At 37.5% G+C, this 25,524-nt stretch carries 22 protein-coding genes; 11 read left to right on the plus strand and 11 right to left on the minus strand.

Annotated elements, in window-relative coordinates; translation table 11 throughout:
- The first annotated feature begins 47 nt into the window (after nucleotides 1–47).
- A complete protein-coding gene (rpoC, locus tag BXY58_RS08505) occupies nucleotides 48–4,313 on the plus strand; it encodes a DNA-directed RNA polymerase subunit beta' (RefSeq protein WP_120213432.1) in 4,266 nt (1,421 codons plus the stop codon).
- An 85-nt stretch (nucleotides 4,314–4,398) separates the two neighbouring features.
- A complete protein-coding gene (locus BXY58_RS08510) occupies nucleotides 4,399–4,704 on the plus strand; it encodes a DUF3467 domain-containing protein (RefSeq protein WP_027384121.1) in 306 nt (101 codons plus the stop codon).
- A 439-nt stretch (nucleotides 4,705–5,143) separates the two neighbouring features.
- Here BXY58_RS08510 and BXY58_RS08515 read toward each other — a convergent pair whose 3' ends face one another.
- Nucleotides 5,144–6,208 carry an NAD(P)-dependent alcohol dehydrogenase gene (locus tag BXY58_RS08515; protein WP_120213433.1) on the minus strand — a complete coding sequence of 355 codons (1,065 nt, stop codon included), beginning with the start codon at nucleotides 6,206–6,208 and terminating at the stop codon, nucleotides 5,144–5,146.
- Nucleotides 6,209–6,294: 86 nt separating this feature from the next.
- On the opposite strand from BXY58_RS08515, the gene BXY58_RS17210 reads away from it, so the two are divergent.
- Nucleotides 6,295–6,675 (plus strand): VanZ family protein, encoded by a 381-nt coding sequence (locus BXY58_RS17210; RefSeq protein ID WP_120213434.1) that lies wholly within the window; start codon nucleotides 6,295–6,297, stop codon nucleotides 6,673–6,675.
- Here the strand turns inward: BXY58_RS17210 and BXY58_RS08525 are convergent.
- Together BXY58_RS08525 and BXY58_RS08530 are read right to left on the minus strand one after the other, a co-directional pair.
- Complete coding sequence (locus tag BXY58_RS08525; protein ID WP_120213435.1) at nucleotides 6,662–8,332, minus strand: OmpA family protein; 1,671 nt, start codon at nucleotides 8,330–8,332, stop codon at nucleotides 6,662–6,664. The two genes, BXY58_RS17210 and BXY58_RS08525, sit on opposite strands and share 14 nt — an antisense overlap.
- A gap of 95 nt (nucleotides 8,333–8,427) precedes the next feature.
- Nucleotides 8,428–8,775: a T9SS type A sorting domain-containing protein gene (locus BXY58_RS08530; protein WP_120213436.1), complete on the minus strand. Its 348-nt coding sequence runs from the start codon at nucleotides 8,773–8,775 to the stop codon at nucleotides 8,428–8,430.
- A gap of 107 nt (nucleotides 8,776–8,882) precedes the next feature.
- Here BXY58_RS08530 and hemB point away from each other — a divergent pair, with 107 nt between their 5' ends.
- Complete coding sequence (gene hemB, locus BXY58_RS08535; protein WP_120213437.1) at nucleotides 8,883–9,875, plus strand: porphobilinogen synthase; 993 nt, start codon at nucleotides 8,883–8,885, stop codon at nucleotides 9,873–9,875.
- Between the two features lie 191 nt (nucleotides 9,876–10,066).
- On the opposite strand, the gene BXY58_RS08540 is transcribed toward hemB, so the two are convergent.
- From BXY58_RS08540 to BXY58_RS08550, 3 genes are all read right to left on the minus strand, one after another.
- Nucleotides 10,067–11,413 (minus strand): DNA recombination protein RmuC, encoded by a 1,347-nt coding sequence (locus BXY58_RS08540; RefSeq protein WP_120213438.1) that lies wholly within the window; start codon nucleotides 11,411–11,413, stop codon nucleotides 10,067–10,069.
- Nucleotides 11,414–11,480: 67 nt separating this feature from the next.
- Entirely contained in the window at nucleotides 11,481–12,356 is an 876-nt protein-coding gene (locus tag BXY58_RS08545) for a polyphosphate kinase 2 family protein (protein WP_120213439.1), read from the minus strand.
- Between the two features lie 78 nt (nucleotides 12,357–12,434).
- Nucleotides 12,435–12,935, minus strand: coding sequence for a DUF1573 domain-containing protein (locus tag BXY58_RS08550; RefSeq protein WP_120213440.1), 501 nt, complete (start codon nucleotides 12,933–12,935; stop codon nucleotides 12,435–12,437).
- A gap of 120 nt (nucleotides 12,936–13,055) precedes the next feature.
- Here BXY58_RS08550 and BXY58_RS08555 point away from each other — a divergent pair, with 120 nt between their 5' ends.
- The 7 genes from BXY58_RS08555 to BXY58_RS08585 all read left to right on the plus strand — a co-directional run bounded on the left by BXY58_RS08555 (nucleotide 13,056) and on the right by BXY58_RS08585 (nucleotide 21,110).
- A complete protein-coding gene (locus tag BXY58_RS08555) occupies nucleotides 13,056–15,674 on the plus strand; it encodes a valine--tRNA ligase (RefSeq protein WP_120213441.1) in 2,619 nt (872 codons plus the stop codon).
- Between the two features lie 78 nt (nucleotides 15,675–15,752).
- Entirely contained in the window at nucleotides 15,753–16,397 is a 645-nt protein-coding gene (locus tag BXY58_RS08560; protein ID WP_120213442.1) for a DUF4241 domain-containing protein, read from the plus strand.
- A 75-nt stretch (nucleotides 16,398–16,472) separates the two neighbouring features.
- Nucleotides 16,473–17,363 (plus strand): PfkB family carbohydrate kinase, encoded by an 891-nt coding sequence (locus BXY58_RS08565; RefSeq protein ID WP_120213443.1) that lies wholly within the window; start codon nucleotides 16,473–16,475, stop codon nucleotides 17,361–17,363.
- A gap of 81 nt (nucleotides 17,364–17,444) precedes the next feature.
- Nucleotides 17,445–18,284, plus strand: a complete 840-nt coding sequence (locus BXY58_RS08570; RefSeq protein ID WP_120213444.1) for an alpha/beta hydrolase family protein — start codon at nucleotides 17,445–17,447, stop codon at nucleotides 18,282–18,284.
- Entirely contained in the window at nucleotides 18,284–18,928 is a 645-nt protein-coding gene (locus BXY58_RS08575; protein WP_120213445.1) for an HD domain-containing protein, read from the plus strand. Before BXY58_RS08570 ends, BXY58_RS08575 begins: the two co-directional genes overlap by 1 nt.
- A 28-nt stretch (nucleotides 18,929–18,956) precedes the next feature.
- Nucleotides 18,957–19,550, plus strand: a complete 594-nt coding sequence (locus BXY58_RS08580) for a hypothetical protein (protein ID WP_229728413.1) — start codon at nucleotides 18,957–18,959, stop codon at nucleotides 19,548–19,550.
- 270 nt (nucleotides 19,551–19,820) lie between these two features.
- A complete protein-coding gene (locus BXY58_RS08585; RefSeq protein ID WP_120213610.1) occupies nucleotides 19,821–21,110 on the plus strand; it encodes an aldehyde dehydrogenase family protein in 1,290 nt (429 codons plus the stop codon).
- Nucleotides 21,111–21,315: 205 nt separating this feature from the next.
- Here BXY58_RS08585 and BXY58_RS08590 read toward each other — a convergent pair whose 3' ends face one another.
- The 5 genes from BXY58_RS08590 to BXY58_RS08615 all read right to left on the minus strand — a co-directional run bounded on the left by BXY58_RS08590 (nucleotide 21,316) and on the right by BXY58_RS08615 (nucleotide 25,481).
- Entirely contained in the window at nucleotides 21,316–22,350 is a 1,035-nt protein-coding gene (locus BXY58_RS08590) for a L,D-transpeptidase (protein WP_120213446.1), read from the minus strand.
- A gap of 85 nt (nucleotides 22,351–22,435) precedes the next feature.
- Entirely contained in the window at nucleotides 22,436–23,398 is a 963-nt protein-coding gene (locus tag BXY58_RS08595; protein WP_120213447.1) for a YpdA family putative bacillithiol disulfide reductase, read from the minus strand.
- A 25-nt stretch (nucleotides 23,399–23,423) separates the two neighbouring features.
- A complete protein-coding gene (locus tag BXY58_RS08600) occupies nucleotides 23,424–23,729 on the minus strand; it encodes a chaperone modulator CbpM (protein ID WP_120213448.1) in 306 nt (101 codons plus the stop codon).
- Nucleotides 23,730–23,731: 2 nt separating this feature from the next.
- Complete coding sequence (locus BXY58_RS08605; protein WP_120213449.1) at nucleotides 23,732–24,652, minus strand: DnaJ C-terminal domain-containing protein; 921 nt, start codon at nucleotides 24,650–24,652, stop codon at nucleotides 23,732–23,734.
- A gap of 286 nt (nucleotides 24,653–24,938) precedes the next feature.
- Entirely contained in the window at nucleotides 24,939–25,481 is a 543-nt protein-coding gene (locus BXY58_RS08615; protein ID WP_120213451.1) for a lipocalin family protein, read from the minus strand.
- Between the last annotated feature and the right edge of the window lie 43 nt (nucleotides 25,482–25,524).

The raw sequence follows: 25,524 nt of genomic DNA on the forward strand, positions 1-25,524 counted from the left end.
AATACAATAAAAATTACTTTAAATAATTAAAATTTCATTTGAATAATATGTCAAATAAAAATAAAACAAGTCGATTTAATAAAATCACTATTGGTTTAGCTTCACCGGAATCTATTCTTCAGGAATCGAGAGGAGAAGTTCTTAAACCGGAAACGATCAACTATCGTACGCACAAGCCGGAAAGAGACGGGCTGTTCTGCGAGAAGATCTTTGGTCCTGTAAAAGACTACGAATGTGCTTGTGGAAAATACAAAAGAATCCGTTACAAAGGGATTGTTTGTGATAGATGTGGGGTAGAAGTTACAGAGAAAAAAGTACGTAGAGAGAGAATTGGACACATCAACCTTGTTGTGCCTGTGGCTCATATTTGGTATTTCCGTTCTTTACCGAACAAAATTGGTTATCTGTTAGGAATTCCTTCCAAGAAATTGGATATGATCATCTATTACGAGAGATATGTGGTGATTCAGCAAGGTATTGCCAAGAAAGCAGATGGTTCTGATTTCGAGGACAAAGAATTCCTGACTGAGGAAGAATATCTGGATGTTTTGGAAACCCTTCCAATTGAAAACCAATATCTAGATGACTCGGATCCAAACAAGTTCGTGGCCAAAATGGGAGCGGAAGCTGTTGAAGAATTATTGAAGAGAATCGACCTTGATTCTTTGTCATTCGACCTGAGACACAAAGCTCACAACGAGTCTTCTAAACAAAGAAGAACAGAGGCTCTTAAGAGACTGAACGTGGTAGAAGCGCTTAGAGCGGCTAATACCAGAATGATCAACCGTCCGGAGTGGATGATTATGAGAGTTCTTCCTATCATACCACCAGAACTGAGACCATTGGTTCCATTGGATGGAGGACGTTTCGCAACTTCTGACCTTAATGACCTTTACAGAAGAGTGATTATCAGAAATAACCGTTTGAAGAGATTATTGGAGATCAAAGCTCCGGAAGTAATCTTGAGAAACGAGAAGCGTATGCTTCAGGAATCAGTAGATTCATTGTTCGATAACACGAGAAAATCTTCTGCTGTTAAGTCCGAATCCAACAGACCATTGAAATCCCTTTCTGATTCATTGAAAGGTAAGCAAGGTCGTTTCCGTCAGAACTTATTAGGAAAAAGGGTAGATTACTCAGCTCGTTCGGTTATTGTTGTAGGTCCTAGCTTACAATTGCACGAGTGTGGTCTTCCAAAAGATATGGCTGCTGAGCTTTACAAACCGTTTATCATTAGAAAACTAATCGAGAGAGGAATTGTAAAAACAGTGAAGTCAGCTAAGAGAATCATCGACAGAAAAGAGCCTGTGGTTTATGATATCCTGGAAAATGTGATGAAAGGTCACCCTGTTCTATTGAACAGAGCACCTACGCTTCACAGATTGGGTATCCAAGCGTTCCAGCCTAAGATGATCGAAGGTAAAGCGATCCAGTTGCACCCATTGGTAACAACGGCTTTCAACGCCGATTTCGATGGTGACCAGATGGCGGTTCATTTACCATTAGGACCAGAAGCAATTTTGGAAGCTCAGTTATTGATGCTTGGTTCTCAAAATATCTTGAACCCGGCAAACGGTTCTCCAATTACGGTACCTTCTCAAGACATGGTTTTGGGTCTGTACTTTATGACCAAAGAAGCACATTCTACTGAGGATTACAAAGTAAAAGGTGAAGGTCTTGCTTTCTATTCTCCGGAAGAAGTGGAGATTGCTTATGCAGAAGGACAAGTGTCTCTTAATGCAAAAGTAAGATGTCGTCTTCCAATTAAAGAGAATGGAGAGATTGTTACTAAATTAACAAACACAACGGTTGGTAGAATCTTGTTCAACCAGATTGTACCTGCACAAGTTGGATATGTGGACGAATTATTGACTAAGAAATCTCTTAGAAATGTAATTGGTCAAATTCTTGCGGATACAGATTTCCCAACGACGGTTAAGTTCTTGGATGATATGAAGAATCTTGGATATGCTAACGCATTCAAAGGAGGTCTTTCATTCAGTCTTGGAGATATCGTAATCCCTGCGGAGAAAAAGGCAATGATTGCTCAGGCTGTAGAGAATGTTGATGAGATCAAGGCTAACTATAACATGGGTCTTATTACCGATACAGAGCGTTATAATCAGGTAATCGACGTTTGGACTAATACCAATGCCGGTCTTACCGAGATGATTATGAGCAGAATGAAGTCTGACCAAGGCGGATTCAACTCTGTATTTATGATGCTTGATTCCGGTGCGAGGGGTTCTAAGGAGCAGATCCGTCAGTTATCCGGTATGAGAGGTTTGATGGCAAAACCACAAAAAGCAGGGTCTGTTGGAGCGGAGATTATCGAAAACCCGATCGTCGCCAACTTTAAAGAAGGTTTATCGATCTTGGAGTACTTTATCTCTACCCACGGTGCCCGTAAAGGTCTTGCGGATACCGCTCTTAAAACGGCCGATGCTGGTTACCTTACCAGAAGATTGGTAGACGTTGCACAGGATGTTATCATTACTGAGGACGACTGTGGAACATTGAGAGGTACAGAAGTGACTGCACTTAAGAAAAATGATGATATCGTAGAAAGAATCTCTGACAGAATTCTTGGTAGAGTTTCTCTTCACAATGTTTACCACCCGGAAACGGATGAATTGTTGGCTAATGCTGATGAATTGATCGTGGAAGCAGTTGCAAAGCAAATCGAGGAAGCTGGAATCGAAGCTGTTGAAGTTCGTTCTCCATTAACTTGCGAAGCTAAAAAAGGTATCTGTGCTAAGTGTTACGGACGTAACCTTGCAACAGGTAAAGGCATCCATATGGGAGAAGCTGTTGGTGTAATCGCTGCACAGTCTATTGGTGAGCCGGGAACTCAGTTAACATTGAGAACTTTCCACCAAGGGGGTACTGCAGGTAACATCTCGGAAAATCCAAGTATTGTTGCAAAACGTGACGGTATTGTTGAGATGGATGAAGTTAGAACTATTAAGTCCGAAGATGAAGAAGGAAACTCAGCGGATATCGTTGTTTCCCGTTCAACAGAATTCAGATTGGTTGCTGATAACGAAGCCAGAACACCAATCATGGTGGCTAACGTTCCTTATGGATCTGTATTGTCTGTATCACCAGGTGATAAAGTGAAAAAAGGTGATCTTATCGCAAGATGGGATCCGTATAACGCGGTTATCATTGCAGAAACTTCCGGTAAGGTTGAATATGAAGATATCATCCAGGGTGTTTCCTTCCAATTGGAGATCGACGAACAAACAGGTTTCGAAGAGAAAGTAATCTCTGAATCCAGAAATAAGAAAGCCGTACCTACTTTGAAAGTGGTAGATTCTAAAGGTGTTGAGCAAAAAGCTTACAACTTACCGGTGGGAGCTCACTTGATGGTAAACGATGGTGAGAAAATCAAGGCTGGTAAAGTCCTGATCAAGATCCCAAGAAAATCTGCAAAAGCAGGGGATATCACCGGAGGTCTTCCAAGAGTTACCGAATTATTCGAAGCTCGAAATCCTTCTAACCCAGCGGTAGTAACCGAGATTGATGGCGTTGTTTCTTATGGTAAAATCAAGAGAGGTAACCGTGAATTGATCGTTGAGGCTAAAACCGGGGAGATCAAGAAATATCTTGTGAAATTATCAAACCAGATCCTGGTACAGGAAAACGACTTCGTTTATGCTGGTGATCCATTGTCTGACGGTTCTATCACACCGGACGATATCTTGAGAATCAAAGGTCCAACTGCGGTTCAGGAATACTTGGTTAACGAGATCCAGGAGGTTTACCGTCTACAAGGGGTAAAGATTGATGATAAGCATTTCGAGATTATTGTTCGTCAGATGATGACCAAAGTTGAGATTGTTGATGGAGGTGATACTCAGTTCCTGGAAGGTGCGCTTGAGCACAAATACGATTTCTTGGAAGAAAACAACAGAGTTTTCGGACTGAAGGTTGTTGTAGAGCCGGGAGATTCTAAGGTTTTCAAAGCTGGACAAATGATTACTGCGAGAGAACTTAGAGACGAGAACTCGAAGTTGAAGAGAGAAGATCAAGCTTTGGTAGAAGTAAGAGAAGCGCTTCCTGCAACCGCTACACCTGTATTACAAGGTATTACAAGAGCAGCGTTACAGACTAAGTCATTTATGTCGGCAGCGTCATTCCAGGAAACAACCAAGGTTCTTAACGAAGCGGCGGTTTCCGGAAAAATCGACTTCTTGAACGGTCTTAAAGAAAACGTAATTGTAGGACACAGAATCCCTGCAGGTACAGGTCTTAAAGATTATCAAAACGTTATCGTAGGTTCTAGAAAAGAATTCGAAGATATTAACTAAATAATCAAATATTAAGTTTCAGGTTTCAAGTTTATAAGTTATATTGCAAGCCTGAAACTTAATTTAAACAAAATAATTTAACAAAATGGACAACAATCAAAATCAAGATCCAAACAACATCAACATCGAACTTAATGAAGTTGTAGCAGCGGGAGTTTATGTGAACTTAGCTTTAGTTAACCATTCACCATCAGAATTCGTATTGGATTTTATCCAATTGATGCCGGGTGTACAACAAGCTAAAGTAAGATCTAGAGTTATTGTAGCGCCTCTTCACGCGAAGAGAGTTTTAGCTGCACTTCAACAAAATGTTGCTAACTATGAGCAGCAGTTTGGAGAGATCAAAGAAGTTGAACCTTTCGTATTAGGAGGTAACAACGTTCAGGCTTAAGATATTTCGCTTAGCATATCAATCCCGATTCTTCAAAAGATTCGGGATTTTTTTATTAAAAATATGTTCAGTTTGCTAAATCTGCGAGAATTTTATTATTCAATTTAAAGATAAAACGCTTGGAAAATCAATCAGCCAATCGACGGAAAGCTGAAAATTTTAAACTATTTTAAAGTCTAAAAAGTAACTTTTAGAGGTTAAAAAATGGCCTTCTGCAAGTCCGATGAATAGGGTGCTTGCAGAGGTGCCTCAAAACGCACGTACCTTTTCATCAAAACGCACGTGTCTTTTAACTAAAACGTACGTGTCTTTTTAGCAAAACATACGGAGGTTTTTTAAAAGAAGCTTTAATCTGATGTAAATTTTGACCTTAGAAATCTCTAAAACAAAAAGAGAGAATACCAGCAGATATCCTCTCTTTTTTATGATTGAATTGAAATTAATTCTTCAGACTCTTCATGTCGATTACGAATCTGTACTTCACATCACTTTTCAGCATTCTTTCATACGCATCATTGATGTCCTGGATATTGATAATTTCGATATCGGAAATAATGTTTTTCTCACCACAGAAATCCAGCATTTCCTGAGTTTCTTTGATACCGCCAATCAATGAACCGGCTACAGAACGTCTCTTGTAGATCATTGGTCGTGTACTTACAGCATCATTTTCAAACTCTCCAATAAAGCCTACTAGAACTAAAGTTCCATTCACCGTCAAAGTCTGCATATAAGGATTGATGTCGTGCTCGTAAGGAACGGTGTCGATAATCAAATCAAACTTATTGGAAACAGATTTCATCTGCTCTTCGTCTGTGGAAATAACAACGTGGTCCGTTCCCAATGCTTTTGCATCTTCCGTCTTTCCAGGAGTTCTGGAGAACAGAGTCACTTCTGCGCCCAAACCTTTTGCTAGTTTGATTGCCATATGACCTAAACCGCCCAAACCTACAACTGCAACTTTAGAGTTTTCAGTCACATTCCAGTGTTTAAGAGGCGACCAAGTAGTAATCCCTGCACAAAGTAGCGGTGCGGCAGCAGCCATATCCAGATTCTCAGGAAGTCTTAAAACAAAATGTTCATCAACCACAACAGACTCCGAATAACCTCCGAATGTTCTCGTCTCTTCAAAATATTTGTCTTTTCCATTATAAGTTCCTGTAAAACCTTTTTCACAGAATTGTTCCAAATCCTGCTCACAACTATGACAAGTTCTGCAAGAATCTACCATACAACCTACAGCAACCAAGTCTCCAACTTTAAATTTGGTAACATCGCTTCCTACTTGCAACACTTTTCCCACAATCTCGTGACCGGGAACTGCCGGATAAACCGTTCCGCCCCAATCGTTTCTTGCGGTGTGAAGGTCTGAGTGGCACACGCCGCAGTAATAGATATCGATTTCGATGTCTTTTGGCTGGACTTCTCTTCTCTCGATGGTTAATAATTCCAGATCATTTTCGGCAGCTTGTGTTCCGAAAGCTTTTATTGTACTTGTTTTCATATTTTTTTCAATAATTTTACGGTCAAATTTATTTTAATGAGGTTGTTTGTTAATAGGTATTATCCTGTTTTAATTATGTTTATACGATAGGGGCATTGTATTTATTATATTTTGGGGTAGCACGTGATTTTCCGGATAGTCCATATAAGATTAATTATAGTCCATTTCAGACAATCACAGAGTATGTTATCACTGTCCTGCCATATCGTCTGGGTGAGTTTTCTCAAAACATGCTTGGTAATATTATTCTATTTATTCCTTATGGTTTTCTAGGGATTCTTTATCCGAAGTTTAATCAATTTAAATGGCTTCTTCTCGTTTTTTTTATCACAATCAATATCATCGAATTTTCTCAATATTATTTCAAACGAGGTTTTGCGGATATCGATGATGTGATCCTAAATACTTTAGGGCTTACAATTGGTTATATTATATACAAAAAATGGTTTTTCATCAAGGGCAAATAACCTTCATCTCCGTTCTTCTGTTTAACTGATGCTGCGATTCTGCACAATCTATACCATTACTGCATTTATTTAGAAGTTTTGTCTCTCCGTAGCCAATTGCTTTTAATCGCGATTTATTAATTCCTTTTGAAACAAGATAATCTACTGCTGCATTGGCGCGATTCTGAGAAAGCGTTTTATTATAATCATCAGAAGCTCTCGAGTCTGTATGAGAAGATAATTCTACACTGATTTTTGGATTATCTTTCATAAACTGAACCAGTTTGTTAAGCTCGCCTTTTGCCTCTTCACGGATAAAATATTTATCCAAATCATAATGGATATTCTTTAGGTTAATTGGCTTTCCACAAGTGGTTTCTTCCATACATACCAGAAGATTTAAGAAAAGTGTATTCGTTCTATCGACTTTTTTAGAAGTGACGGTTTCTGTCTGGGAAAAGTAATTTCCTTTCTTACCATAGATATTATAAGTCGAATTCTTATCTGCTTTGAAATAAAATTTACCTTCAGCATCAGTTTTTATTTCGTGATAGATTTCAGTTTCATTGTTTTTTATAACGACAGTTACATCTCGCAAAGGGTTTTTAGAATTGCAAATATTCACCTGACCTTTCACAAAGAACATTTCAGCATCGGTTGATATTTCTTTCTTGATCGTCGAGTTCCTTACAAATTCATCTTTGTCCGCTTTGTTTGAGATTAGATCAATGTTATAAAGACTTCCCTTGATTTCATAATTATCTGGTTTTATATTTTTAAAGAAAGCCACACCCTGCGAATTGGTTCTCGCAAAATACATTCGTTTTCCATTTTTGAAAAGCTCAACAAAAGTATCGGGAAGAATTAATCCCGTTTCCTTATCTCTTGCTATCACTGATAATCCATAATTTGGTCCAGAACTGCCGGTCGGGATTCTAAAAGTCAATCCAGCGAAAACGCCAGCTGAATGAATCTTATGTTCAAAGCTGTTATTTCTGATCTCAGCATTCGAAGGATTGATATTATATTGATTATTATTTTCCGTAAAAGGAATGTTTCCTGCAACAGAACTATTTTTGACTTGGTCATTAGCTTTAAAATGCTGAATATAATAGCCACCGACATTCAGCCCAACATACTCTGAAAAAAACCAATTCAGTTCAATTTGTCCTTTTCCGGTTAGGATATTCTTTTCATTGTACCCATTGTGAAAATTAAGATTGTAATTGTTTGCCGTTATTAAGGTTTCGCCACCTTTGATATTGGAAATTCCACCTTTTATTTTGAAAGCCAAACTAAGATTATCATTAATTACATACCGGAAGTTTGGGCCAACTCCAAGAAATAATCGTTCAACTTTATTCTCATTTAAACTGATATTGGAAAGTGGAGTAGTTCCGCTATATAAATTCTCCGTTGGATAAGTGTTTTTCGGCGTATTTTTAAGATAATCGAAATCAATTCCTAATCCAATCCAGTTGAAGTAGTAGTCAACAGAAGCTCCAAGGTTTAGATTGTATTTGTAATCGATAAATTTGGTTTGATTATCATAAGAAGGAAAATCCAATCCGCCTCTCAGAGAAACATTCAGCTGATTATTATCGTATAAAGAATTCCTGAATTGACAATTGATAATCTGGAACAAAATGATAAAAACTAAAGTAATTAATTTCCTCATGATTTAATTTTCTTGGTTAAGGCAAATTTACACAACTGAAAGATGAAATAAAAAATGCCGGCTAAAAAACCGGCAATATATTTTAAAAACTCAACTTACTGTTTGATAATCTGAGTGATTTTCTGAGTATTGTCATCCAATACATATCTCATTAGATATTTCCCTGGACGAAGTTTGTCTAATCTTAATTCAGCATTGTTGTTATTGATTGTATATTCGGCAACCTGAGCGCCTAAAATAGAAAAGAAAGTTACCGTTCTTATTTTTGCCGAATTATCTTTTGATTTCAAAATCAAAACATCCTTAGTAGGATTAGGGAAGGCAACCAAAACACCATCGTCGGTCTTTTGCCCTTCAAATGCACGAGTAGATTGCGCCTTCATTTCTCCCGAAAATCCAACTGAAACTACCGTAAATATAATAAAGAATAGAAATTTTTTCATTCGCTTTAGTCTGTACTTAAACAATTACCCACAAATATATTTTAAATAATTTTCATATGCAATAGCCTATCCGTAAAAGTATAAGTAAATTTGCATAAATAATTTTTATCAAGATGATTTCAAGAAACAGAAGACTAAGAACCAACGATTCCATAAGAAGTCTTGTTCGTGAAACAACCCTTACAACAAACGATTTGGTATTGCCTATGTTTGTTATGGAGGGTAACAACAAAAAAGAAGCCATTTCCTCAATGCCAGGCGTTTTTAGGCAAAGTTTAGATTTAACAGTGCAAACTGTTAAAGAAAATTATGATTTGGGAATAAAAGCGGTCAATCTTTATATGAAGGTTTCCGATGATCTGAAAGACAACACAGGCAAAGAAGCTTGGAATCCAAACGGATTGATGCAAAATACCATAAAAGCTATCAAAGATGCAGTTCCAGGAGTTGTGATAATGCCGGATGTTGCTTTGGATCCCTATTCAATTTATGGCCACGACGGAATTATAAAAAACGGAAAAATCGACAACGATTCTACAGTAGAGGCACTTGTAAAAATGGGAATTTCTTTGGCAGAAGCCGGAGCTGACATTTTGGCGCCAAGTGATATGATGGACGGTCGCGTTTTGGCAATGCGAGAAGGTTTGGAAGAAAATGGATTTACAGATGTCGGTATTTTGTCTTACGCAGCAAAGTATGCAAGTGCTTTTTACGGACCTTTCAGAAGTGCTTTGGACAGCGCGCCGGTAGATGCTCAGGAAATTCCTGCTGATAAAAAAACGTATCAAATGGATTTCCATAACTCACGTGAAGCCATTGATGAAGCGTTGAGAGACGTAGAAGAAGGCGCTGATATCATTATGATAAAACCAGGAATGCCTTATTTGGACATCGTTTCCAAAATCCGTGAACTCATCACGCAACCCATCGCGGTTTATCAGGTAAGTGGAGAATATGCAATGCTGAAAGCTGCAGCACAGAATGGTTGGTTGGATAACGATAAAGTACTGATAGAAAGTTTAACCAGCATCAAACGCGCCGGAGCAGATATGATTTTCACTTACGCAGCACCAGAAGTTGCCAAACTTTTGAATAGATAAAATTTTTAAAGAGCTTAATCCCGCTTTCCGTTGCAATCTTTTGCTTTTTCATAGGTGAAAAAAAAGCAAAAGGATTTCCACTACAATCGGGGCTATGAGATTTGCCTGTAAAATGAGTTTAGCTAAATAAAAAAGTTTAGCATTCTCTTTTTACAATCTGCAAAATTCGCAAAATCAGCGAGAATAGTAAATTACAAATCTTCCTCACCCAAACCTTGAGGAAGTTTTTTTTTATTCTTAATCCCCAAATTCTTCAACTTCTGAGTCTGAATAATCAGATTGTCATTACCAGAGCTCAACTGCTTGAAAGCATCATTGTAAGAGTTTTTAGCTTGGTCGATGTTTTTTCCAATTCTTTCCAAATTCTCCACAAATCCAACAAATTTGTCATACAACTTAGCGCCTCTATCCGCAATTTCCATCGCATTCCTGTTTTGATGTTCTCGCTTCCAAAGGTCTTGAATCAATTTGAGAGAAGTAATCAAATTAGTTGGACTTAACAATAAGATTCGTTTATCATAAGCGAAATTCCAAAGATTAGGCTCTGCTTGTAAAGCAGCGATGTAAGCTGCTTCACTTGGGATGAACATCATCACAAAATCCAATGATTTATCAAAATCATCATAAGCTTTCTGACTCAATTGATTGATATGATTTTTCACAGATTGGAGATGTAAGTTTTGTTTCTGGGCAAAAAGTTCAGGATTAGTTTCATCCGTCATTTCTACAAAAGCAGTCAGAGAAACCTTGCTGTCAATAATCACATTTCGATTATCGGGATATTTTACAACGGCGTCAGGACGCATTTTTTTGCCGGAAAATTCGGAGAAAATGGCTTTGTTGTTTTCATCTTTCAGCTCGTGTTCCAGGAAATATTCTTGATTTTTTCTTAATCCGGATTTTTCCAGAATACTTTCCAGAATCATTTCACCCCAATTTCCCTGAGTTTTGCTTTCACCTTTCAAAGCTCTTGTCAATTGTTTGGCATCTTCAGAGATCTGCTGGTTGAGGTCTTTCAGTTCTCTTACCTTTTCTCCGAGGGAAAAACGTTCTTTCGCTTCCTTGTCATAAGTTTCATTCACAGTATTTTTCAACTCATTGATTTTCTCCTGAAAAGGCTCGAGAATGGTTTTTAGCTGATTTTGATTAAGCTGCGTAAACTTTGCGGACTTCTCTTCCAAAATCTGATTAGCCGTTTTCTCAAATTGAAGGCGAGTTGTTTCCTGAAGTTTCAGAAATTCATCTTTTTGATTTTCGAGTTGGTCTTGCAGGTTTTTGTAATGCGCATTCAGTTCTGCATTGGTGAAAAGCAGTTCTTCTTTACTTTTTTGTATTGACGAAATCTCTTTTGTTAAATCAAAATTTAACAGCTTCACTTCCTCAATTTTCTGTTGATAATGATTCTCATTTTCCTGTGAACGGATTAATTGTTCATTCAGAATTTCAACTGTTTTTTTACTCACGTACAGAGATTTCATCAAAAGAAAAACAATAATTCCTCCGATGAATCCTCCAACAAATACATAAATAATCTCCATTTAATTTTCGTTATTTTTTTACAATTTTAAAATAACTTTCGTTTAAAAAATTAAGGTTTTCCGTAATTTACTCGTTTTCCAATTTGGCTTTTGATTCAGTTAATTCGTCTTTATCTTTTTCAGATAGTTCCGGGAATTTCAAGTTCATCTCTTCCATTGCATCAATAATAATTTGGATTGCTGCAACTCTCGAAAACCATTTTTGATCAGCAGGTATCACAAACCATGGTGCAGAATCTGTTGAGGTTTCATCTATCGCTTGCTCATAGGCTTTTTGATAATCGTCCCAAAAGCCACGTTCTGTAATATCTGCTGAAGAAAATTTCCAATTTTTATTGTCTTCATCGATTCTGTCAAGGAAACGCTGTTTCTGTTCTTCTTTGGAAACATTCAGGAAAATTTTGACGATTTTGGTTCCGTTGTTTACCAAATGCTTTTCAAAATTCCGAATACTTTCATAACGGTTGTCCCAGAATTTTTTATCAAATTGTTTTACGTCTGTCCACACTTTTTCGCTAAGGTTATACTCTGGATGAACTTTACAGACCAAAACGCTTTCATAATGCGAACGGTTAAAAATTCCGATTTTTCCTTTAGCCGGAAGCGCTAGATAATGACGCCAGATGAAGTCGTGAGAATATTCTTTTGTGCTGGGACCTTTGAAGCTTGTTACTTCACAACCCTGAGGATTCACACCACCAAAAACGTGTTCTATCAAACTGTCTTTACCTGCCGCATCCATCGCTTGGAGAACAATTAATAAGGATTGACTTCCATCCGCATAAAGTTTTTCCTGCAATAGTCTGAGTTTTTCTTTCTCGATTTCGAGAAGTTGTTTGGCTTCGTCTTTATTGATTTTTCCTTTATAACTTGTTTGGTGTTTTTTAATTTCGAATTTTGAATTTTCTTTAATCAAAAAATCGTCTGAAAAATTGTACTCCATAAAAATTGATTTAGTGTAAAGATAAAAAAACCGCCTCGTTAAAAACGAGACGGACTTTATGAAATTTGTAAATTTTTATTATTTAGCCGCTTCAATTTTTTGAGCAGCAACAGCTTTTTTTGCAGATCTTTTAGCCGCAGTAGCTGGTTGAGCTTTTGCTTGAGCAACTGGTGCAACTGTCAGGTTGGCTTGTTGTGCAGCAACTTCACCGTTAAGATCTTCTACATTACCTTTGATATAAAGAACAGATCTATTATTTTGTGGATCGTTAGAATAAACTTCGATTAGTTTGTTGAAAGGTCCTTTGATTCCTGTGTTATATCCAACTTTAATTTGAGCTGTTTTTCCAGGCAAGATTGGATCTTTACTCCATTCTGGCTGTGTACATCCGCAAGAAGGTTTTACTTCGCTTAGAATTAAAGGTTTATCCCCTGTGTTTTTTACTGTAAAAAATCTGTGACCGTCTGATCCAGCTTTTATATTTCCGTAGTCAAAAGTTGTTTTGTCAAATGAGATTGTTTGAGCTGATGCAAAAGCAATGGCTCCTGTCATAAATAATCCAGCTAGAATCTTTTTCATATTTTCTTTGTTTTAATTTAAATTTTAAAGAACAAAGTTATAAATAATTTGAATATGTGCTGTTAATTTTTTCACATTATCTTATTTTTGCAAATCATTAAGCCAAAAAATAAATTCAAAATGCAGATTGCTGATAAATACAATCCACAGGAAACTGAACAAAAATGGTACGACTTCTGGTTAGAAAACAAATTTTTTCACTCAGAGCCAGATGACAGACCGCCTTACACAATTGTAATTCCACCACCAAATGTGACGGGAATTCTTCATATGGGGCATATGTTGAACAACACCATTCAGGATGTATTGGTCAGAAGAGCAAGGATGCAGGGCTTCAATGCTTGTTGGGTTCCGGGAACGGATCACGCATCTATTGCCACAGAAGCAAAAGTGGTGGCAAAACTAAAAGCTGAAGGTATCAACAAAAAAGATATCACCAGAGAAGAATTTCTTAAGCACGCCTGGGAATGGAAAGAGAAATACGGGGGAACTATCCTGGAACAATTGAAAAAACTAGGCTGCTCGTGTGACTGGGACAGAACAAGATTTACAATGGAAGATAATCTCTCCAAATCCGTAATTAAGGTTTTTGTTGATCTTTATAATAAAGGATTGATTTATCGTGGCTACAAAGTTGTGAATTGGGATCCGGAAGCGCAAACGAATATTTCTGATGAAGAGGTAATTTTCAAAGAACAGAATGGGAAATTATTCTATTTAAAATATAAAATCGAAGGCACGGAGGATTTCTTAACCGTTGCAACTACACGTCCGGAAACTATTTTTGGCGATGTTGCAGTTTGTGTAAATCCGAATGACGAAAGATATCAAAACCTAAAAGGTAAAAACGTAATCGTTCCGATTGTAAATAGAGTGATTCCAATTATCGAGGATGATTATGTTGATATCGAATTTGGAACCGGAGCGTTGAAAATTACACCAGCTCACGATATCAATGATTACGAAATCGGGCAAAGACATAATTTACCGATTATCGATTCTATGGATAATGACGCAGTTCTTAACGAACACGGAATGCATTATCAGGGAATGGGAAGATTCACTGTAAGAAAAGAAATAGCTAAAGAATTAGAAAAAAATGACCTTCTTCTGAAAGCAGAAGATTATGTGAATAAGGTTGGAACTTCTGAAAGAACAGGCGCTGTTATCGAACCGAAAATCTCTGTCCAATGGTTTTTGAAAATGTCGGAAATGTCAAAACCGGCTTTGGATGTTGTGATGGATGATACAATCAAATTCCATCCTGAGAAATTCAAAAATACTTACCGTCATTGGATGGAGAACGTTCACGATTGGAACATTTCCCGTCAGCTTTGGTGGGGACAACAGATTCCGGCCTTCTACTATGGAACCGGCGAAAATGATTTTGTTGTAGCCGAAAATATTGACGACGCTGTAAAATTAGCACAAGAAAAAACTTCCAACTTCCAACTTCAGGCTTCTGATTTGAAACAGGACGAGGATGCATTGGACACTTGGTTCTCATCTTGGTTGTGGCCAATTTCGGTTTTCGAAGGAATTTTGGATCCAGAAAATAAAGATATCAATTATTATTACCCAACTTCAGATTTGGTAACAGGTCCGGATATTATTTTCTTCTGGGTTGCCAGAATGATTATGGCCGGCTTGGAGTACAGAAAAGACGTTCCTTTCAAAAATGTTTATTTCACAGGAATCGTGAGAGATAAGCAAAGACGAAAAATGTCTAAGCAGTTAGGTAATTCACCCGATCCAATCGATTTGATTGAAAAGTATGGAGCAGATGGCGTTCGTGTAGGAAGTTTGTTGAGCTCTGCTGCAGGAAACGATCTGTTGTTTGATGAAGATCTGATGTTGCAAGGAAGAAATTTCGCAACAAAAATCTGGAATGCTTACAAATTGATTCAAGGTTGGAAACGTGACGAAAATATCAAAGCTAAAGAATTTGATACACAGACAATCAATTGGTTTGGAGAACAACTGAACAAAACCATTGGCGAAATAGAAGATCAGTTCTCAAAGTTCAGAATTTCTGATGCTTTGCATTTGGTTTACAAACTGATTTGGGACGATTTCTGTGCTTGGTATTTGGAAGCTATCAAACCAAATTTCGGAGAAGCAATCAGCGAAGAAGTTTATCAAAAAACAATTGCTTATTTTGAGGAATTGATGAAATTACTTCATCCATTCATGCCTTTCTTATCAGAAGAACTTTGGCAGAATATCTCTGAAAGAAGTATTTCTGAAGCTTTGGTAGTTGCGCAACAGAAAAAATCGGAACCTTATTATGAAGATAAAATTAAGGATTTCGATTTTGCTAAGGAAGTGATTTCCGGTGTTAGAAACTACCGTCAATCCAAAGGAATTTCGCCAAGAGAAACTGTTGAAGTTTTCACGAATGTTTCTGAATTGGCAAATGCTGAGGTGATTCAGAAATTGGCCAATATTTCAGAAATCAATTTCAATCAAAAAACGGATAAGCCAAGTTTTACATTCTTAGTTGGAGCAAATGAATTTTCAATCCCATTAAGTGAAAATCTTGATCTGGGCGAAGAAAAAGAAAAAACCGAAGAAGAAATCAAATATCTGAAAGGTTTCTTGATTTCTGTTGATAAGAAATTATCGAATGAGAAATTTGTTGCGAACGCAAAACCAGAAGTGGTAGAAATCGAGCGTAAAAAACAAAAAGATGCTCAGGATAAAATTGCACTTCTTGAAGAAAAACTAAAGACATTGTAAAGTGCTGAAAGCTAGGAGGAGAGTGTTTTTAGATTTGCTGGAAACATCTGTCTTCCATCATCAAACATCCATCAATAGATGACTCACATAGAAAATATTAAAAAATTATTCTCCCGCGACTTCGTAGAAAATCCATTGTTGGAAACCTACGAAGTTGGGAAAATTCACATTTCATCAGGAAAAATTGTAGCCAGTGATGCTTTGATTTCGCCCGATCATTCAGCTTTTAATCAAGAATTTCCGAAAGGTGATTTTCAGGTTTTGGTTCATAAAGAAAGAGAATCCAACTGTATTGCTTATGCAGAAATCGTTTTTGATAAAAATCAATTGGCTGAAAATTGGTCTTTGGCTCTTTGTGATAATCAAAATATTAATGATCTGAAAGAAGAAGAAATCTACGGTTATCTTGTAGAGTCCGGAATGGGGACTTTTATGGATAAGGAAGCTCAAATTTCTCTGAATACTTTAGAGCAAAACCTTTTCCACAAAAAAGGAGCTGACTTTATGGGGATCTATGAAGAGTTTTTCCATTCTCATTTCTTTGATGAAAACGGAGCAATCGACCAGTTCGCAGTTCTCAAACCTTATGATAACAAACCGGAAAATATTGTTGCATTCGAAACGGGTTATGGTGAAGGATTTTATGCAACGTATATAGGTTATTCTAAAGATAATCAGCCAGTTAAATTAATTTCCGAATTTATAGAAATAGGAAACGATTAATTGATTACATTAGCTTCCGATGAAATTGTAACTATACGATTTCGTTACATCTTTGAAAACAATGAATGTTAGCAAATGAAACTTAGAAATACAAAACCTCAAATAGTCGTTGTAGGCAGTTCTTCTATAGATATTGTTCTGAAAACTTCTAAAATTCCTACGGCAAATAACACGGTTCTGGCTCAGAATCTGAGAAGTTTTTTGGGAGGAAAAGGTGCCAATCAGGCGATTGCCACATCGCGTTTGGGTGCTCAGACTTCTTTGGTTAGCCGGATTGGGATGGATCCTTATGGACAGCAGGTTTTGAGAAATTTGAATGATGAAGATGTGAACGTAGCTTTTGTTTTTGAAGACGAAGAGGAGGAAACTGGCACAGCTTATGTGAATGCTTCTGACGAAGGAAATGCAATCACAGTTGTTCCGGCTGCCAATTACAATCTTTCTCCATCGGATATAGATGAAGCAGAAAAATTTTTGCTGACTGCAGATTTGATTTTAACTCAACTGGAAATTCCGTCAAAAACTGTAGAATATCTTTTTAAAAAAGCAAAAAGTCTTGGCAAGAAAATCGGAATTTATGCTGCTCCGGCAAGCAGACTTTCAGATGATATTATAGATTACGCTTCTTTTATTGTGGCTAAAAGTACAGATTTGGAAACGATTTTCGGAGAAGGCAATCACGAAGACATTATCAAACATTTGCCAAACAAATTATTTGTGAGAGACGGCGCCAACAGTACAAGTTTCTTCGATGGTTCTGAGATGAAATACTTCAGAAATAATCCTCAGACAGAAGCGCACAGTATGGGATTGGGTGATGCTTTCACTTCAGGCTTTTCTATTGCTTTACTTCACGGGAATACAGTTGAAGATTGCGTGATTTTTGGAAATCAAGTGGCTTTGAAAGCGGCCGACTATAGAGGTTCTCAAAAAGGTTTGCCATATTTGGACGACCTTCAAAATTAATATTTTCAGCATATCGAAAAATAATTTTCCAGGGACTGAATTTTTTTACTTTTATAAAGTGATTCTCTTAAATCATTTTCAATGCAAAGTATTAATATTTTAACCGAGGATAATTACAGTTTATCTACACATCTTTTTGAACCCGAAAACTCCAATGGAAAATTATTGTTGATTAATTCTGCAACAGGTGTTAAGCAGCAGATTTATTTTTCTTTTGCTCAATTTTTTTCGGAGCAAGGTTTTACAGTTATGACTTATGATTACAGGGGGATTGGACAATCGAAGCCTGATAAAATGAAAGGTTTTGAAGCTTCGATGAGGATTTGGGGAACCAAGGATTACAAAGCTGTTACTAGTTATATTAAAATCAATTTTCCAGACTATCAAAAATTTTGTCTCGGTCATTCAGTTGGTGCATTGATTTTAGGAATGAATGGAGACTCGGAATTGTTTAATGAGTTTATTTTTGTGGGGACTCAGAATGCTTTTGTCGGAAATCTGAAATTCAAAACAAAAATTGAAGCTTATCTCGGATTCGGAATTGCTCAGCCGTTATCAACACGATTATTAGGCTATTTTCCAGCTAATTGGTTTGGACTGGGAGAAAGTCTACCTTTAGGAACTGCTTTCGATTGGCGAACTTTGATTTTAAATAAAAAATCTACCAACAAATTATTAGAGAAAGTCGATGATTTTTCCCGAAATTTGACACAGAAAGTTTTCGTTATTCGAGCAGAAGATGACGTTTGGCTTACGGAAAAAGGTGTAAAATCTTTATTAGAAAATACTTATCCCAACCTTAAACCAACCTATCGAATCATCAAAACTTCGGAATCGGAAAAGGGAGAAATTGGACATATTAATTTTTTCAGAAGCTATAACAAAAAGCTCTGGAATATTATTTTAAAAGAACTGAATTAATGGAATTGATTAACAGAACAATAGAACTCGTTAAAGAAAAATTAGAAGGGACAGAATCCGGTCACGACTGGTTTCACATAGAACGTGTTTGGAAACTGAGTTTGAAGATACAAGAAAAAGAAGGAGGTGATAAATTGATTATAGAATTAGCGGCATTATTACACGATATCGCTGACCCAAAATTCCATAACGGAGACGAAACGATTGCCTCAAGAATTGTCAACGAATTTCTAACAGAACAAAAAGTAGATTCCGAAACGATTGAAAAAGTCATTTTCATTATCGAAAATATGTCGTTTAAAAACCGAAACGAAGCGCCTCAAAATTTACCTTTGGAGCTGAAAATAGTTCAGGATGCAGATAGGCTGGACGCAATCGGAGCAATTGGAATTGCGCGAACTTTCAACTTTGGCGGTTACAAAAACAATCTGATGTATCATCCGGATATCGAACCAAAACTCAATCAATCCAAAGAAGAATATAAGAAGTCCAATGGAACTACAATCAATCATTTTTATGAAAAATTGTTGCTTCTGAAAGATTTACTCAATACAGAAACAGCTAAAGAAATTGCTGAACACAGGCATCAATTTATGCTTCAGTTCCTTGACGAGTTCTACAAAGAATGGAATGTCACTTTTTAATTAAAGAGAAACCATTATCTTTGTTTTAATGATAATCATTTTAATTCTCATTTTTCTGATAATTGCTCTGTTTTTGTCCGGCATCCGGTCAGAAAAGTGGAATCTTTGGAGCAGGATTGTCAGAGCTGTGATTACGATTTCTGCGGCCACTTATTTTACATTTTGGTTTGTAGAGAGAAGCTTATCGCAGTTTCTGGAAAATTCTTTGGCTGTTCAGGTGGTTAATTATTTGCCGCAGCCTGTAGATTTCTACATTATCAGGATTCAGGAAGGCAGTGAGGTTCAAAAATTTAGCTCCAAACACGTTGGCCAGATTCGGCCCGAGCATTTCCGAATCGAATATCTTAATATGCAGAAATCCAATGAGTTTTGGGTCGTTGGATATATCGGGAAAGACAAACTCGTCTATTTTTCTCAGGTCGCTGTTCCCAACAAAAACGAAGATCAAATTGTAGAGGTCAGAAACTACATCAATCACAGTCTCAAATTATCCGCTGTAGCAACAGAAAAAGTTGCTGAACTCAAGTACGACAATATCAAGCTCAGCATTTGGGTGACATTGGATTTACTATTAATTTTCCTCAATTCAGTTTTGCTTTTCAGAAGCAGCAAAAAACATTAAAATAATAATTTGGGCGCCTTTATCCGCCCTCCGTTCCCGCTTTTTTCTTTTTTTGAAAAAAAGAAAAAGAGCTCCACTCAGGTCGGGGCGTGTGCAATTCTTTGTTTTAAAATTACTTCTAAAATTGCATTGCATTATTCATAAAAATTAATGACAAAATTTAAATAAAATATCAAAATAGATTTTGAGATTCTAATCAACTTTGTACATTTAGCCACGCAAAAATTGGTACAATTACTGCAACCCTAATCAATTAAAATGAAAGTAAAAATGGATTTATCAAAACATATAGATTCTGCGCACCAAGCATTCTCGGATTGGAAAAAAGTTCCATTTCAGGATCGTCAAAAGTTACTTTTGAAGCTCGCAGAAGTTCTTGAAAAGAATAAAGAAAAATACGCCAAAATCATTACCACAGAAATGCACAAGCCGATTTCACAATCCACAGCAGAAATCGAAAAAAGTGCGGGAATGATAAAATTTTATGCACAAGCAGAAAATGTTCTGGAACCTGAACACATCAAAACCGAATTCAATGTAAGCGAAGTACATTATGATGCTTTGGGAATTATTCTTGGTGTAATGCCTTGGAATTTTCCTTTCTGGCAGGTTTTGAGATTTGCTGTTCCTGCGATTTTGGCGGGAAATGTTGTAGTTTTAAAGCACGCATCCATTTGTTTCGGAAGTGGTGATGAAATCGAATCAGCTTTTGCAGAAGCTGGTTTTCCAAAATTTATTTTCCAAAATCTTAGAATCGGACATAACGAAATCAAAGAAATTCTGGAAAATCCTTTGGTAAGAGGAGTAAGTCTTACAGGAAGCGAAAAAGCAGGAAGCGAAGTGGCTTCTCTTGCCGGAAAAAATATTAAAAAATCAATTTTGGAACTGGGCGGAAGCGATGCTTATATTGTTCTAGAAGATTCGGATTATGAAAAAGCGGCGAAACACGGACCATTGGCTAAACTTTCCAACACCGGACAAATCTGTAATGCTGCCAAAAGATTTATCATCCACGAAAAAATTGAGAAAGACTTTTTACCTTTATTCATTGAGGAGTACAAATCGTTTCAGCCGGCTGATCCTTTCAAAAGGGAAACGAAGTTGAGTAAAATGGCAAGACCAGATTTGGCCGATGAATTGGAAAATCAATATAAAAAAGCGTTGGAAAATGGAGCAGAAATAATTTTGGCTTTAGAACGAATTTCGGAAAGTGAGTTTCGACCAGGCATTCTCTCTGTCAAAGAAGGAAACCCAATTTTGCAGGAAGAATTATTCGGACCTTTAGCAATTCTGATGATTGGAAAAGATGATGATGAAATTCTAAAATTAGCGAATGATATTCCGTTTGGATTAGGAAATTCGGTTTGGACAAAAGATAAAAAACGTGCGCAATTTTTCATCGATAATCTGGAATCCGGAACAGTTTCTATCAATAAAACTACAAGCTCTGATACACGATTGCCTTTTGGTGGTGCAAAATCTTCTGGTTATGGTGTAGAGTTGTCTCTACACGCTATTAAAGAATTTACTCAAGTAAAAACTGTGGTTGGAAATATTTAAAATATTGACTTAGCTGATAAAAATAAAACCCGCTCAAATTATTTTGAACGGGTTTCTATTTGTTGACAAATCTTTTTTTTATGTCGAATCCCATAGCCCCGATAGTAGCGGTTACCCCGCAGTAGAGTGGGAGAGTTGGAGGGTTTGGTGTTGCCAAGCGTTGGAACGAGGAGTATGAGTGGATAGCGGGATTAAGCTCCTGAAATTAATTCGCATTGCTAGAAGCCAGCGTCTTAGCTGCCCACAAAGAATCTGCTTTGGCTTTTTTCTCCTGTTCTATCTGTTGCATCACAATCTCGCGATTTTCCTGTTCTTTCATAATTTCCGGAATGTGTGGTTCGATAATCTTATTCATTTCGTCCTCAGAAATATTGTTCGCATCCGGCGAATCCAGTAATTTTTTCCACGGTCTGCGTTTGCCCCAAGGATAATCTCCGTACACAATCAGCGGTGTTCCTTTAGCTCTCGTAGTCGCGCCGCCCTTGTTCAAAACCCAGATGTCAACCCATTTGTACATCCATTGTGCGTCCTCTTCCAGCATTCTAAGGCAAGAGTGCGAAGCCGGATAACCTGGCATTGCGTACTGATGCCAGCCGATGCCGTCGAAGTTTGCTACATTCACATTCCAGCGGAGTTTCCATTCGTCACTTACGGTGGAAATGGCGACTTCTTTTTTCCAGTTCGCAAACATCAGCCCACGTTTGGTTTGAGTCGCTTTTTTGCCCATACTGGTTGGTCCCCATTTGACAAGATTTCCGTATTCATAAACACCAAACGCCTGAATCGGATAGGAGAAAAATACAAATTTCTTAACATTTTCCAAACTGGTAACGTGACCGGGAAATGGCGAATAAATCAGAAAATTATCTTCAATTTTTGCCGGAACAACCAATGTGTCTGCCGCACCAATGTTGGCTCTATCTAATCGGTTAAGCGCTAAAATGGTGTAGAGCTTTTTTCCAGTGAATTCCTTTTTATTTTGCAGCGAAACCGAATCGGTGTTTTTATAAACCCAAGGGTAGAAACCAAAATCTTTTCTCGGAATCACGACATCCGGAACTTTTGGTTTTTCTTCTTCTACTTTTTCTTCGTAATCTTTTTTGTCATCAGCTTTGGTCACTTCCGAAGCTGAAGTGCTTTTTTTGTCCGGCGAAATATTTTCATCCTTTTTACATTGAATCAGAAATAACGAAAAGAGCAGTGCTAAAGCGAATTTTTTTTGTGTTAATCGAATGTTCATAGTTTTTATTTCTCTCGCATTAAGTTACAAAAAGAATACCATTTGATATAGAAAAACAAGAACAATAAATTATTTAAAAGAAAATTTAATTTTTAGAAATGATATCTTTAATAATCTGCTTAGCATGGATTCTGGAATTTTCTATGAACCAGAGATGCGTATCCCTTCCGCCACAAACCACACCGGCAAGGTATATTCCGTCAACGTTGGTTTCCATATTTTCAGGATTATAATGCGGATTCTGACAGTCGCCTTGTAGATTAATACCGATATTTTTAAGAAATTCAAAATCGGGAAGATAACCCGTCATTGCTAAAACGAAATCATTCTCGATTTCCTGAGTTTTGCCTTTGTTGTTTTTAAAAATAACAGAATGCGGTTTCACTTCTAAAAGTTCGGCTTCGAAAAAAGCTTTAATCGTTCCTTCTTTAATTCGGTTTTCTATGTCGGGTTTTACCCAATATTTGACGCTTTTGGAAATTTCGGTGTGACGGATTATCATCGTAACATTACCACCTTTCCGATAGATTTCCAAAGCCGCATCCACGGCTGAGTTGCTGGAACCAATAACCACAACATCCTGAAATGCGTAAGGATAAGGTTCAGTGTAATAATGCTTTACTTTTGGTAAATCTTCGCCGGGAATATCCATCATATTCGGAAGATCATAGAAACCTGTAGCGACAATTATATTTTTAGCAAAATAAATCTGCTTGCTCGTTTCTACCTGAAAAAAGGTGGATTTCTGAACATTGATGACCCTTTCGTAAGTTTTGATATTGATGTCTCTAGCTCTTGCAATCCCTTGATAATATTCCAAAGCGTCCTGTCTCCCAGGCTTTGGTTTTGTAGTAATGAACGGAATGTCGTCGATTTCCAGTCGGTCGGCCGTAGAAAAAAATGTCATATACAAAGGGTAATTGTAAAGACTGTTGGCTATAGTTCCCTTTTCGAGAACAATATATTTCAGATTGTTTTTTTTGGCTTCCAGAGCACAGGCCAAGCCAATTGGTCCGCCGCCAATAATTAAGACGTCATATAATTCCATCTCACAAATTTACAAAGAAAATCGGCTAAAGGTCTGCTTCTTCCCAGGTTTCAAATCTTGTCACATTTTGAAGGAGCTTTCGGTTTTCATTTCTCAGCTCTTCCATTTGATTCAGGAGTTTATGAATGATTTCGATGCCGGGCAAATTCACCTCAAGATCATAATGCCAGTTGGCAAATCGTTCCAGATGCGGTAATTCCTCGTAAATAATATATCGAACACTATTCTCTGTTTCAGGATGCAATAATTCCGAATCGATGAGCTGGTCCAGAAAACTGTAATCGATTTTATACAATCGGATGATTTCTTCTATAGAGATTCTTTCGTTCATTGCTAAGCATTTTTAAGTTGTTGAAACAGTTCTTTTTGTCTGTCGGTTAGATTAGTTGGGATTTTCACATTATAGGTTACATAAAGATCTCCAAATTGTCCTTCCTGTTTGTAAACCGGGAAACCTTTGCCTTTCAGTCTTACGGTTGTACCGTTCTGCGTTTCAGGTTTTACTTTGAGATTGACAGAACCGTCCAAAGTTTGAATGGTGATGTCGTCGCCCAAGATAGCTGTATAGAGGTCGATGTCCAGAGAAGTTCTGAGGTTATCGCCTTCTCGTTTAAAATCTTTGTCTTCCGTGATATTGAATGTGATATAAAGGTCGCCATTCGGGCCACCATTGATACCGGGATTGCCGTGACCTTTTAGCTTGATTTGCTGCCCGTCATAGACACCTGCCGGAATCGTGATGCGCACTTTCTTGCCGTTGATGTCAAAAGTCTGCTGATGGGTTTTGGCTGCATCTCTCAAACCAAGTGTCAACTCTGCCGAAACATCCTGACCCTTGAACTTGCCGCTGGCACTGCCTCTCGAGCTTCGCCCAAAACCGCCGCCAGCACCGCCAAACATCGATTGGAAAAAGTCGGAAAAATCCTCACCTTCGCCAAAATCCGCTCCGGAAAATCCGCCACCACCAAAGTTTCCGGAATATTGCTGTTGTTGTCTCTGCTGTTGTTGAGCACGTTCATATTCTTCACCGTGTTTCCAGTGTTCGCCGTATTTGTCATACTTAGCGCGGTTTTCCGGATTGCTCAGTACCTCATTCGCCTCATTGATTTCCTTGAATTTTTTTTCTGCTTCCTTGTCATTCGGGTTCATGTCCGGATGATATTTCCGCGCCAGCTTTCTGTAGGCTTTTTTGATGTCGTCCGCAGACGCTTTTTTTTCAAGCCCCAGAATTTTATAATAGTCTATAAATGCCATTGTAACAGTTGGTTTTTATCAAAATTTGCTTTTCCAAGTTAGCAATTATCTGAACAAAATAAAAGCGTGATTCGGAGATTTTTTTTAGGAGCATTCGGTTGCAGCTTCTGTTCATCTTTTCCACCCGTTTTTCGCTGTATCTTTTGGTCGGCGCTCGGTCGGCTCCGCTTCGCTCCGCCGCCTCTCCCTAGCCAAAGGATGCCGCTGCAACCGGGGCTATGTTGATGTTCGGTTTTCCTGACAGCATAGTAATCTTGTATCCTGCGCCTTGCACCTTCAACCGTATCTACTTCTGTTCCACCCAAATCAGTTCTGAAGTATTATAACCGATTTCCTTAGCTTTTTCCAAAAATCTGTTTTTTACATCTTCCGGAATTGTTTTTTCACGGGATAATATCCACAGATAATCCAGATTTTTTCCTGCGACCAAAGCATATTTGTAATTACTATCCAAATCAATCACATTATAGCCGGCCCAGAATGGTTTGAAGAAAGAAACTTTCAATCTCGCTTCGTTTTCAGAGTTTACAAATTTCGCTTCACCAGTACTTTGCTTCCATTCTTTTTTGACATAATCATAACCTTTATTTTCTACCTTGATTGTTCCGTCTGCATTTTTGGAATAGGTCGCCGTTACCTGATTCATATTTTTCTCAAAACGATAATCAAATCTTGCAATCTCATACCATTTTCCAAGATACTTATCAGCATCAAAATTTTGGACAGCCGTCGCTTTATCCGGAATCCCGACAGAGCAGGAGCTAAGCACCAAAAGTCCGATGATGCCAATAGAAACAGGAACTAAAGTCTTTGTGAATGTCTTTTTCATAATAGAGTTTATTTGCCTGATTGATTCAAAAATAATTCCAACG

Origin of the sequence: Epilithonimonas arachidiradicis, from assembly GCF_003610695.1 — a bacterium.
Classification (GTDB): domain Bacteria; phylum Bacteroidota; class Bacteroidia; order Flavobacteriales; family Weeksellaceae; genus Epilithonimonas; species Epilithonimonas arachidiradicis.